Source organism: Chloroflexota bacterium, from assembly GCA_020161265.1.
GTDB lineage: Bacteria > Chloroflexota > Chloroflexia > Chloroflexales > Herpetosiphonaceae > Herpetosiphon.
The window spans coordinates 549147-561635 of the sequence record JAIUOC010000002.1; the positions used below are offsets into that span (position 1 = coordinate 549147).

12 protein-coding genes are annotated in these 12489 nt (G+C 49.4%); 5 read left to right on the top strand and 7 right to left on the bottom strand.

Features of this window, described 5'->3' with window-relative positions:
* Nucleotides 1-5 precede the first annotated feature (5 nt).
* Nucleotides 6-1793, top strand: a complete 1788-nt coding sequence (locus LCH85_06770; GenBank protein ID MCA0351682.1) for an ABC transporter ATP-binding protein/permease — start codon at nucleotides 6-8, stop codon at nucleotides 1791-1793.
* A 40-nt stretch (nucleotides 1794-1833) separates the two neighbouring features.
* Here the strand turns inward: LCH85_06770 and LCH85_06775 are convergent, their stop codons facing one another.
* Nucleotides 1834-2280, bottom strand: coding sequence for a hypothetical protein (locus LCH85_06775; GenBank protein ID MCA0351683.1), 447 nt, complete (start codon nucleotides 2278-2280; stop codon nucleotides 1834-1836).
* Nucleotides 2281-2915: 635 nt separating this feature from the next.
* Between LCH85_06775 and LCH85_06780 the strand changes: the two genes are divergently transcribed.
* From LCH85_06780 to LCH85_06795, 4 genes are all read left to right on the top strand, one after another.
* Entirely contained in the window at nucleotides 2916-4478 is a 1563-nt protein-coding gene (locus tag LCH85_06780) for a chitinase (protein ID MCA0351684.1), read from the top strand.
* 323 nt (nucleotides 4479-4801) lie between these two features.
* Nucleotides 4802-5902, top strand: coding sequence for a Xaa-Pro peptidase family protein (locus tag LCH85_06785; protein MCA0351685.1), 1101 nt, complete (start codon nucleotides 4802-4804; stop codon nucleotides 5900-5902).
* A 132-nt stretch (nucleotides 5903-6034) separates the two neighbouring features.
* A complete protein-coding gene (locus tag LCH85_06790; protein MCA0351686.1) occupies nucleotides 6035-6541 on the top strand; it encodes a hypothetical protein in 507 nt (168 codons plus the stop codon).
* Entirely contained in the window at nucleotides 6541-6846 is a 306-nt protein-coding gene (locus LCH85_06795) for a hypothetical protein (GenBank protein ID MCA0351687.1), read from the top strand. The genes LCH85_06790 and LCH85_06795 overlap by 1 nt, the downstream gene beginning before the upstream one ends.
* Here LCH85_06795 and LCH85_06800 read toward each other — a convergent pair.
* The 6 genes from LCH85_06800 to LCH85_06825 form a co-directional block, all read right to left on the bottom strand.
* Nucleotides 6843-7568 (bottom strand): amino acid ABC transporter ATP-binding protein, encoded by a 726-nt coding sequence (locus tag LCH85_06800; GenBank protein MCA0351688.1) that lies wholly within the window; start codon nucleotides 7566-7568, stop codon nucleotides 6843-6845. The genes LCH85_06795 and LCH85_06800 overlap by 4 nt on opposite strands.
* A 22-nt stretch (nucleotides 7569-7590) precedes the next feature.
* A complete protein-coding gene (locus tag LCH85_06805) occupies nucleotides 7591-8400 on the bottom strand; it encodes an amino acid ABC transporter permease (protein ID MCA0351689.1) in 810 nt (269 codons plus the stop codon).
* 86 nt (nucleotides 8401-8486) lie between these two features.
* Nucleotides 8487-9320 carry a transporter substrate-binding domain-containing protein gene (locus tag LCH85_06810; protein ID MCA0351690.1) on the bottom strand — a complete coding sequence of 278 codons (834 nt, stop codon included), beginning with the start codon at nucleotides 9318-9320 and terminating at the stop codon, nucleotides 8487-8489.
* A 180-nt stretch (nucleotides 9321-9500) separates the two neighbouring features.
* Nucleotides 9501-11138 carry a DHA2 family efflux MFS transporter permease subunit gene (locus tag LCH85_06815; GenBank protein ID MCA0351691.1) on the bottom strand — a complete coding sequence of 546 codons (1638 nt, stop codon included), beginning with the start codon at nucleotides 11136-11138 and terminating at the stop codon, nucleotides 9501-9503.
* Between the two features lie 357 nt (nucleotides 11139-11495).
* Nucleotides 11496-11720, bottom strand: coding sequence for a hypothetical protein (locus tag LCH85_06820; GenBank protein ID MCA0351692.1), 225 nt, complete (start codon nucleotides 11718-11720; stop codon nucleotides 11496-11498).
* Between the two features lie 30 nt (nucleotides 11721-11750).
* Nucleotides 11751-12413, bottom strand: a complete 663-nt coding sequence (locus tag LCH85_06825) for a hypothetical protein (protein ID MCA0351693.1) — start codon at nucleotides 12411-12413, stop codon at nucleotides 11751-11753.
* Between the last annotated feature and the right edge of the window lie 76 nt (nucleotides 12414-12489).

Genomic DNA, 12489 nt, shown 5'->3' on the forward strand with positions numbered 1-12489 from the left:
ACCTAATGGCCAAACGTGAATTTTCGGTTGAACATGAATATAACTACCCGCGAAGTAGCTCAATTCGCTGGATTATAGCGCATGTTTGGCGCTATTGGTTTTTAGCTTGTGTAGTGTTACTGTGTTTTCTTGGGTCGTGGGTGACCTACTCGCAAGCACGGGTTGTGATCGGCGCTGTGGCGGCCATGCTAGAAGTGCCCTTCGATGCTGCCGAGTTGCTGCGGCTTTCGCTGATTATCCTAGCCTTGTTGGTTGGCGATGGTTTTTGTTTGTGGTTTGGCAGTTTGGCAGGCGAAACAATTGCCGCCCGTTTCGAGGCCGATGCCCGCGAAGAGCTGTATATCAGTTTGCTCGGCAAAAGCCAAGCCTACCACGACCGTCAACGGGTCGGCGATTTGATGGCCCGCGCCACCGATGATACTAGCCAACTTGCCAGCATGATTGTGCCTGGCAGTACCATGATTTTTGAAAGTATTTTGGGGATTGTGGTTCCGCTGGCCTATATTGGTTTTATTAAACTTGAGTTATTGTTAGTCCCATTGGGATTTGTGGCCTGTTATATCATCGCGGTACGGCGCTATGTGCGACGCTTGAATCCAGTGGTAGCTGAGCAGCGCGAACAGTTTGGCAAGCTCAATGCTGGCCTCGAAGAAACCATCTCAGGGATTGAAGTGGTTAAGGCCAGTGCCCGCGAAGGCTTTGAACGCCTCAAATATCGCCGTCATGCGCGAGGCTTTCGCGATTTGTTTGTCCAGCAAGGCCGAATCGAAGCCCGTTATATTCCACTTTTGCTGTTTGGCATCACCTTTGGCCTGACCTTTTTGCACACGATGATCTTATTCGATCAAAACCGGATCAGCATTGCCGATATTATTGCCGTGATGAGCTTAATTGGCTTGTTGCGCTTCCCAACCTTTATCTCATTATTTGCCTTTACCTTGGTGCAAACCGGAATCGCCAGCGCAGGCCGGATTTTGGGTGTAATTAAAGAGGAAACTGAGCTAGACGAAAATACCCAAGGCCATCAAGCAGCGATTAAAGGCGAATTGCGCTTTGAAAATGTGCAATTTGGCTATGAAGCTCAACCGATTTTGCATGATGTTTCGTTCAGCGTCAAACCTGGCCAAACCGTGGCGATCGTTGGCCAAACTGGCTCAGGCAAAAGTGCCCTAACCCAGTTAGTCAACCGCACTTACGATGTGCAATCTGGTCGGGTATTAATTGATGGCATTGATGTGCGCGAGTGGAATTTAGATACATTACGCTCACAAATCTCGAAAATTGAGCAAGATGTGTTCTTGTTTTCGCGCACAATTGGCGAGAATATTGCGTTTGGTGCGCCCAGCGCCAGCCGTGAACAAATTATCGAAGCAGCCAAAGCGGCTCAAGCCCACGATTTTATCAGTTCATTCGTCAATGGCTACGATACCGAGATTGGTGAGCGTGGCGTGACGCTCTCTGGTGGGCAACGCCAGCGCATCGCCCTGGCACGGGCCTTTTTGAGCAACCCGCGCATCCTCATTTTGGACGATTCGACGAGTGCGATCGATAGCGCGACCGAAGATCAAATTCAGCGGGCGATTCGTGAGGCACAGCGTGGCCGCACCACCTTGCTGATTACCCACCGCCTTTCGCAAATTCGCTGGGCCGATGTGATTTTGGTGCTCGATGGTGGGCGAATTGTGGCAGCAGGTAGCCATGAACAACTGCTACGCAGCTCAAGCCACTACCGTCGGATCTTTGCCCGTTATGAAAGCTCGCTGCCGCCGATTGAAGCCGCCGTATTGGCCTAAAATACAATGCGCCACTAGCGATTGCTGGTGGCGCATCCTTTTAATTAAGCTGCAACCATGGATGCTCAGCTTGATTGGTAAACACGGTCACAATATCCCGAATCAATTGGTGCGATTGACGATTTTTTGAGATAAAGCCATCCAAGCCAGCGCGATAGAAGACTTCTTGGGCTTGGTCGTCACGGCTCCAGCCAATAATTTTGGCATCATCGGCCAAGGCACGATGTTTAAAATGCTCAGAACGAATTTGCGGCATTAATTCAGCGATGCTCAGCCCATCGGCCAAACGTTGATCAACCAAAATCAAACGGGCATACTGCTGTGGTTGATATTCAAGCCATTGCAAAAGCTGAAAACTGGTGCTACAAATCGCAATTGTCGTCGATAAATTGAACTGGGTCAGTAATTGTTCAGCGCCGCGAAACTGAGTCTTTGCCATAATTTGCAAAACACGGGTACTCTCCACCAGACACACATTGGCCAGCATGCAAGACTCCTTGCTCCATGCCAAGAAATATTCTATACCTAGAATATTGATATAGCTCATTGGCTCAAATTAGGCCTTTGAGTGTAGTAGTCAGCGATAAAACGCTTGTTTGATTAATTATGTGATTGATGTTTGAATTGTAGAAGTTGCTGGTTAGTAGCGACGATGCTCTCGTTGCATTTGATTATAGCATAGCCTGATTGGTATGAATGTGACTTTTGATGCTTAATTTGGCGTAAAAATGCTGCAACAATCATGATTACTTAGTTGATTAGCAACTTTTGGTCGTATAATCGTTATTTGCGCATGCTTCAATCTAATTTTGATATTTATTAATCTATTTAATGACTATTAAATGAATATATCTGCATATTACACTTATAGAATATTGATTAATTGGGACTGGCCTAACTATGCTCCATAGCTGCCAATATGAGGTTGTTCACTGATAACCCGTGCCCCAAACCAAAACATCAATTTGCTTAAATTCTGTTAATTAAACCTCTTGACAAATGTTTAAAAATCGGTTAAAGTCTTTGTAATTCCAATGAAATTAGTTAGTGATTTCTAAGTTGGCTAGCAGTTTGGAACGTTCGCGTCGGATGATCTCTAGTAACCACGAAGGAGTGACGATTATGAATTTGATCCATCGTCGGTTTCGGTTTCTAGCCTTTATCTTAATTCCCGTTCTTGTTATGTTGATGGCATTGAGCCAACAAAAGGTTCAGGCAGCCGCACCTGCTTGGGATGGTAACTATCATGCCTATGCGATTGGTGCACGAGTAAGCTATGCTGGCGGCGAATATGAATGTATTCAACCCCATACTTCATTGCCCAATTGGAATCCAGTTGATGTTCCAGCCTTGTGGCGAGCGGTTTCACCAAGCAATCCAACCGCAACGCCACGCCCAGCAACAGCAACGCCACGCCCAGCAACAGCAACGCCGCTGCCACCAACGGCAACGCCACGACCTGGCACGGCTACGCCAACGCCAAATAACCCAACCGCAACGCCACGCCCAGCAACTGCAACCCCAGTCTTGCCAACCGCAACCCCTGGGATTGGTGGCAAGCGCATCATCGGCTACTTTGCTGAATGGGGTGTCTACGGTCGCAACTATCACGTTCGCAATATCAAAACCAGTGGCTCAGCTGCTAAGTTGACCCACATCAACTATGCCTTTGGCAATGTTGTCAACAGCCGCTGCCAATTGGGCGATACCTACGCCGATTATGATCGCGCTTATAGCGCTGCTGAAAGCGTCGATGGCGTAGCTGATACTTGGGACACTGGCGTATTGCGCGGTAGCTTTGGCCAATTGCGCAAACTCAAAGCCGAATTCCCACACTTGAAAGTAATGATTTCATTGGGTGGTTGGACATGGTCGGCAGGCTTCTCGGATGCTGCCTTGCCAGCTAACCGCGCTGCCTTCGTCAAATCATGTGTTGACCTGTTCATCAAAGACCCACGCTGGGCTGGCGTATTCGATGGCATCGATATCGACTGGGAATACCCCGCAGCTTGTGGTAACACTTGTAACTTCCGCCCTGAAGATACCCAAAATTTCACCGCCTTGTTGAGCGAGTTCCGCAGCCAATTGAATGCAGTTCGCCCAGGCTTGTTGTTGACGATTGCTGCCCCAGCCGACCCAGCCAAGATCGCCAAGATTCAGGTTGGTCAAATTCACCAATACCTTGATTTCATCAACATCATGACCTACGACTTGCACGGCGCTTGGGAAGCCAACACCAACTTCCAATCAAACTTGTATTCAATCGCTGGCGATCCAGGCCCAGTCTACTCGGTTGATATTGCTGTCAACGCTTGGTTGAATGGTGGAACTCCAGCCGATAAAGTTGTGGTTGGTGTGCCATTCTATGGTCGCGGCTGGAAAGATGTCCCAAGCACCAACAATGGCTTGTTCCAACCTGGCTCAGCTGCGCCAGCCACCTACGAAGCTGGGATCGAAGATTACAAAGTTTTGAAAACTAAAGGCTTGACCCGCTACTCAAATAGCGCTGCTGGCGCTGCTTGGCTCTACGGCAACGGCCAATTCTGGACCTACGATGACCCAGCCATTATGAAAGTCAAGACTGACTATGTAAAAGCCAAAGGTCTTGGCGGCACGATGTTCTGGGAATTAAGCGGCGACACCACGAATGGCGAATTGATCAACGCCCTCTACCAAGGTCGCTAGATTCAAACTCATATCGGTGAGGCTAAATGGCGCGAGCAGTGGTGCTCGCGTCATTTGGTTTTTTAGCACAATACATTGAATCAAGAGAACTTACATATTCATACTACAACTCTGATTTTGAATATACCATTATATTATGGGTCTCCCCAAATTGACCTTTAGGGGGTGCAGGGGGATGAAAACACCCTGCGTTTCCCTCCAGCGGAGGGACGGAAGGGAGGAGATCTATAAAATCAATAAACTCTCCATAAATTATCCACATTGATCAACGCCTTGAGCGAGAGTGCTATACTGAGCATATTCTATTTGGTGGAGGTTGTAGCATGAGTGGCGTGCGAATTCGACGTTTGGCTAGCGCTGCCCGCCCGCAAGGGATGGATTATGTGGTGTTGATGCCTGGGGCTAATTTACAATATTTTACGGGCTTGACCTTGCATTTAAGTGAGCGTTTGGCCTTGGCGTTGATCGCTGCTGATGGTCAGAGCATCAATATTGTGCTGCCGGCCTTGGAGCAACCGCGTGCTTTAGCCGAATATAGCGGCGAAGTGGCGGTACGTTGGTTTCCATGGAGCGATGATGAAGGCCCGATGAATGCCTTGCGCAATGCAGCTGCGGGCCTGATTGGCCGCACCGTTGGCGTAGAATATACGACGATGCGGGTGCTAGAATTACGCGCTTTAGAAGAAGTCGCGGGCGTGCATAGCATCGATGCCAGTGCAGCGATCGCAAGCTTGCGCATGCAAAAAGGCAATGATGAAATTGCCCTGATGCGTGAAGCTGTGCGAATTGTTGAGGCAGGGCTTAAAACCGCAATTGAGGCGATTCATCCAGGCCGAACCGAGCGCGAAATTGCCCGGATTTGGGAAGAAGCGATGCAACTTGAGGGTGGCGAAGGCCCATCATTTGCCACGATTGTGGCGAGTGGCCCAAATAGTGCTAATCCACACCATACGACTGGCGAGCGCCAAATCCAAACTGGCGATTTGGTAATTTTGGATGGTGGGGCGTTGTATCGCGGCTATTGCTCGGATATTACCCGCACTGTTTGCGTTGGCGAGCCAAGCGAGCAACAACGGATGCTGTATGAAACCGTTTTGGCGGCCAATCGCGCTGCCTGTGTTGGAGCCAAACCAGGCATGAGCGGCGCACAGGTTGATCGGCTGGCGCGGCAAGTGGTTGAGGATGCCGAATTAGGCCGTTATTTCATCCATCGCACAGGCCATGGCTTGGGTATGGAAATTCACGAGCCGCCCTATATCGCTAGCACCAACACCGTTGCCCTGCCAATTGGTACGGTCTTTACGGTTGAGCCAGGCACGTATGTAGCCGGAATTGGTGGCGTGCGGATTGAAGATGATGTGCTGTTGACCCCCACTGGCGCTGAATGTTTGACCAACTTTCCACGGGAGTTGATTATCAAATGATCGTGCTGGCCCAAACAATCGCCCAAGATCCACCGTTGTGGGCGATGATTCTCGCGCTTGGCGTGGGCAATATTGTTGGAATTATTGGCATTTGGTGGTGGCGGCGACGCTCTGCTACCAGAAAGTAGGCTTATGCAACAACGTCGTGCTTCATTTTGGACATTAAGTTTGTTGGTGATTGGGTCGTTGGCGCTCCATGGCTGGACAATCAGCACGCTGTTTCAGGTGCGTTCGACCGCCAACCAACAACTTAGCCAATTGCAAACGGCGCTCGATGAAGCACGGCGTGAACCCTTAGTCTATCAAGTGCCAATTAACCAAACCGTGCCGATCAAGCTCGATGTGCCAATCAATCAATCCCTGAACATTCCAATCAATACCTCGGTGCAGATCAAAGATACCTTGCAATTGCCCGTCGATACTGGTTTTGGCTCGTTGACCATTCCTGTTCCGATTGATGTCACGATTCCGGTTTCGACCAATGTGCCGATTAATTTCAACCAAACTGTGGCAATTTCCACCAGCGTGGCAGTCGATTTGAATGTGCCAATTACGCTTGATTTGAACCAACCACCCTTCAATGGCTACCTTGATCGCTTGCAAAAAGCGCTAGCCGATGTAGCCGAGCAACTGAATTAATGCTGTATCTGGCGTGTGTGGTCTATTGTGCAACCTTGGCGCTGGGCGCAAGTGTCCAATATTTGCACCTGCGTTTGGGGCGTTGGCGTTGGTTGCATCATGCGCTTTTTTTCGCAACATGGCTTAGCACAGGTGTAGCCTTAGTTTGGCGTTGGTGGAATGGCGTTGAGCAGTGGTGGTTGGTCAGCTTAATCATCCCAATTTTGGCGCTCTTTCCCTTGCAGCGAGCTAGCACCCGTCGGCATCGTTGGCTGGGTGTTAGCGGCTTGGTGGTTTGGGCGTTAATTTTAGCCTTGAGCGCTTAATGCAAAATCCGCGATAAAAATAATTTGGTGCGTTCATGTTGGGGTGCACCAAACACTTGGTCGGGCGTGCCTTGCTCGACAATCGTGCCGCCATCCATAAAGACCACTTGATGCGCCGCTTTGCGGGCAAAGCCCATTTCGTGCGAAACCACAACCATGGTCATACCTTCGCTGGCCAGCGTCAACATTACGTCAAGCACCTCGTTGATCATCTCAGGATCAAGCGCCGAGGTTGGCTCATCGAATAGAATCACTTTGGGTTGCATTGCCAATGAGCGGGCGATCGCGACGCGCTGTTGTTGACCACCCGAAAGTTTGGGTGGATATTTATTGGCCTGCTCAGGGATACCAACTTTTTCAAGCAAACTACGGGCGATTTTTTCGCTGTCGCTGCGTGAACTTTTGCGCACTTTTTGCTGCGCCAAGCAAATATTTTCGAGCACCGTCAGATGGGGAAATAGCTCGAAACGCTGAAAAACCATGCCAACTTCAGCGCGAATTGCATTTAATTCGCGTTCTTTGGGCGTAACATGCTTCCCATCGATCATAATTTCGCCTGCATCGGGCACTTCGAGATGGTTGATACAGCGCAACAAGGTTGATTTGCCAGAGCCAGAAGGCCCGACAATCATCAACACTTCGCCGCGATCAACCGTGAGACTGACCTCATCTAAGGCGCGAAAATCGCCAAAAAACTTGCTGACCTTGTTAATGCTAATCATTGGTTGATTGGAATTGGCAAGTTTAGTGGACATTGCTGCTCATCTTTCGTTGCAACCATTGCAGCAGCAATGACAGCACTAAAGTCATGGTCAAATAGAAGGCGGTCAGAATAAAATAGGTTTCTTCATATTTAAACGACGAGCTAACCGAAAGCCGTGATACTTGGGTAATTTCGCGCACCCCCAATACCGATACCAACGATGAATCTTTGAGAATCGCGATCAGATCGTTGCCTAGGGCTGGCATCACATTACGAAATGCTTGCGGCAAAATCACATAGCGCATCGCTTGAGCATGGGTCATACCCAACGAACGAGCGGCTTCCATCTGGCCACGGCTGATCGATTCAATCCCAGCGCGGAAAATTTCGGCAATATAGGCCGCGTAAATTAACACCAGCGCAATAATCGCCCGAGCAGTTAGCGGAACAGTCAGTTTCTGGCCGTTTATCGTGATCCAATCGGATAACGCTGGCACAATCGCAAATGAGATGGTAAAAATCAGCACCAAAATTGGCACACCGCGAATAAACTCAATATAGCCAATCGAGAGATTGCGCAAGATTAAATTGCGTGAAACGCGCCCCAACCCCAGCACCAAACCCAAGATCAATGCACAAATAAATGAAATACCTGTGACCATCAAGGTTGTGCCAAGTCCGGTCAGAATCGTCTCGAAAATGCGGGTATATTCAGGGTCGCTGATAATCCGAAAGCCCATAAAGGCGATGATCAGGCCAATTGCGACCAGCCACCATGGGATTGTGCGCCAATCAAGGCGTTTGTTGGTTGGGGGTTGCAGCGAGGTTGAAGGCGGAAGGTCGACAGCCATGGGAACTCCTTGTGATGCCTAAGGAGAGGATGGAATAAACCCAGTGGTGTCGTGCATCAACGCACCACACCACTGAATTGGTGAGCTTATTCGGGCAATTTGAAATCAGGGCCGAAATATTTCTTTTCAAGCTCAGCTAGCTTGCCATTTTCGCGCAGCGCCTTGAGTGCGGCATTCACTGGCTCAACCAAATCGCTGTTCTTGGGGAAAATAAAGCCCAATTGATCGCTCTTGATTGGGTCACCAACCAGCTTCAATTGGTCGCTGTTGTTGCCAACATAGCCTTGGCCAGCGGTTTCGTCCATGATGACCGCATCAACGTCGCCGTTGATCAAGGCGGCTACCGCAAATGGGAAGGTTTCAAAACCTTGGATGCGGGCTTCATCGAGCAAACCTTTGGCGGTTTCGTAGTTGCTGGTGCCTGTTTGCGTGCCTAAGCGGAATTCAGTTTTGGCGAATTCGTCCATGCTGGCGAAACGAGTTTCGTCGTTGCGCACCAACAGGCGTTGGCTAATTTGAATATAGCCATCGGAGAAAGCCACTTGTTCAGCTCGCTCAGGCGTGATCGTGATCCCATCGGCGGCAGCGTCGAATTGACCATTGCCAACTGCTTGGATCATGCCTTCCCATGAGGTTTCTTTGAAGACTGGTTTACAGTTCAACTCAGCACAGATCGCAGTCCAAGCATCGTAATCCCAGCCTTCACCTTTGCCCGTTTGGGGGTTGATGTAGTTGAATGGTGGGTACAAGTTTTCGACGGCGATGCTGACTTCACGGCCAGCAAGATCAATCTTGCCAGCGACGGGAGCGGTGGTCGAAGCGGTTGTTGGAGCAGTCGTTGGAGTTGCTGATTCTGCGCCACATGCGCCCAGCACAACCAACAGTAAGCTCAACAGAGCCACAACATTGAGGCGTTTCATCTGCAGTTCCTCCTGATATAGAGTTGGTATTATACCGTCAATCGCACGGTTGTTTTGCAAAATCTTGGTCTAAAATCAAAAATTGCTAGGGCTTATTGCGATCAATGCAATTAACGCAGTAGCGCAGAGTAAATCAACATACTCTGCGCTGCTGCGTTAATGACGGCTAGTGTTACCGCACTAATGGCTGGCAGCAGCCGCCGCTCCGGCAGTTCCGCCGCGACCAGCCCACTTGAGTGGCCAACCAGGCAGGAATAAGCCAAGGAAGAGTGCCACCATTGCTACATAAAAGGTGAAGTGATAGGTTTTTTCAAAGCCAGCAACTTGTTCAGTACAAGCCAGTTGAATGCTGCTACGAACCTGATCCTGCATCGCAGCTGGTGCTTGCTCCATGCCAGCAGGCAAATTCTTGGCTGGGTCAACACCTGGGGTTTCGCACAGGCCAAATGCAGCAGTTGCAACTCCAGCCTGGGCGTTTTCAGCAGCACGAGCCTGCGATTGCTCTTGAAATTCTTTGGTTGCCACCGAGGTTGTGCTTGCGAGAATCGTCGCCAACACGGCCACACCAATCGATTGAATCACTTGGCGTGTGGCATTGATCAAAGCCGAGCCACGCGGCACTTTGGGCAAATCAACATCTGATAGTGCTGTGACGAAGGTGGTTTGCACGGTCATGCCCAGCGCCAAGCCGCGCAAGGCCAGCAAGAACATAATCCAGCCAATTGAGGTATCGGCTTGCAATTTCGAGAGTTGCCACGTGTTGAGAATCAAAATCGCATAGCCAGTTACGATCAACGGGCGCGGGCCGATTTTATCGTATAAACGCCCAGCTGTTGGCGTGGCAAAGCCAGCGGCAATCGCCAAGGGCAGCAAGATGAAGCCAGTTTCTAAAGCGGTGCGCCCACGCAGCACTTGTAAATATAAGGGTAACAAAAATTCGGCCCCAAACAAGGCCAAAACGCTGACCCAGCCCACCAAATTGGCCATAGTAAAGGTTGGTTTTTTGAATAAGCGCAAATCGAGCAAGGGTTCTTTGGCTACGAATAATTCAATCAAGCCAAAGAGCACCAAGCTAATGCCGCCGATGATAAACCACATCGTGACGCTGCCTGATTCCCAGCCCTGTTCGGCGGCAATCGTGGCAGCATACAGCACCGAGCCAAATCCAACCGTGGAGGTGATCAAGCCCAGCACATCAAGTTTGGGTTTGCCAGTTGGTGGGGTTGGCTTGAGCCAGCGAATCGCTAAACTTACCCCAAGTATGCCAATTGGCACATTGATGAAGAAAATCCAGCGCCAAAGATCGTTATCGACCAACAAGCCACCAAGAATTGGCCCCAAGGCTGGCCCAAGTACCATGGCGATCCCAAACACCCCAAGCGCTTTGCCACGTTCGTTGGGCGGGAATGCGCCATAGATGAAGGCTGTACCAAGTGGGGTCGATAAACCGCCGCCAAGCCCTTGAATTGCCCGCGCCACGACCAATAATTCAACTGTTGGTGCGACCCCACACAAAAACGAGCCAAGCACAAAGATTGAAAGCCCAATCACATAGGTGCGCTTGAGGCCAAAACGATCAGCCATATAGCCCGAAATTGGCGTGCTAATCCCCAACATCAAGACATAAATGCTCAAAATCCATTGGGCTTCGTTGATCGTCGCCCCGAGATCTTGTTGCACTGTGCGAAATGCCACGTTTACGACAGTCGTATCCAGAATCACCATGAAGATCCCGAATATAACCGAAATTAATACCTTCCATTTGTAGGCTAACCCGCCTTTTGGTGATTGCTCTGAATCTTGCACTGTCGCCGCCATGAAATACCCTCGCAACTAGCATGTCCAATTTATTCCACATCAAAAAGCAGCAGTCTCTGGTTGTTTCCAGCCCATGCAAACTACTGCTGATAGATTGCAACTATTTGCTTAGTTAATCTAACTAATTAAATGGTACGCCGAAAAATTTGTTTGTCAAGCATGATTAGGGATTAGGTTTCAGGGGCTAGGGATCAGGATTGGATAGGTTTTTGGTTATTGGCTTTGATCCACGAAGGACACGAAGGGCACGAAGGCTAAAATCGCGAAGAAGCCGCAGCATTATTTTATGCTCTATATTCTATGCTCTTTTGCCTTCTGCCCTTTGACGTTTGCCTTGCCCTCGCTCTTCACTCAGGTTTAGTCGCGTTTGCTGACTTGGGTTGGCATATTCATCAAGTAGCTAATCGTTACCTGATCGCCAGCTTGAGGGTTGGCATACATCACTTCGCTACCAAGTCGCGCTTTGATCAAACGCTCAGGTTGATCGTCGTGGGCAAACGTGACATCGTAAAAGATGCTGCCATGTAAACGGACCGCTTGAACAGCCTGAATCACGGCTGGGCGGGTTCCCGAAAGAATCATAGAGTTGCTCCAATGTGGAAGGTATCGCGATTAATTATAGCGATTATTGCTTGGACGCAAACTAATATTCGGTTGAGGCTGTTGCATAAACGCATACAACGGGTGTTGCATTTCACGATAGCGATCTAAAGCCGTATGCACTGGCAAAATAAATGTTCGATGTTCGCTTTGGCCAAGGCGTGGGTGTTGATAAATTCCCGCTGAGCCAATATCCTCGAACATCAGCATCCGATAGAATTTCGCCAAGCGCTGGGTCGATGAAATTACCACATGTTCATGGCCTTGTTGCAGCGCATACATCCACAAAGCCTTGCATAAAAGCAGCTTAACTGCCAATAATTCGCGACAATGGCGAATCGTAAAGCGGGTTGCTTCAACAAATGAGCGCTGATGCAATTGGGGAATCGTGGTGATCGGCACAAATTGCTCTAGCTCGATCTTGCCAGGCCCGCCATCGATTAGCCGCAGCGTGCCGACAATGCCGCGATTGGCCAATTCGGCCACCAGAATTAAACTATGATCAGCCAAATCGAGCATATCAAGCGCTTGATCGGGTGCCGCAAAATGACCATAGCCGCGATAGCGTAAATCCAACACTTGCTTTAATTCGCCAAACGAATCAAGCGGACGAATATGCACCTGTTTGGTCGTTTCAGTGAGTTTTTGCCAGCCCACTGTTTTAAAATCGATCATGCCATCCTCACAGCAAAACATTAAATACCAGTAAAAATAATCATCAAGCCTAGCTATCTAAATTACTAGTAGGACT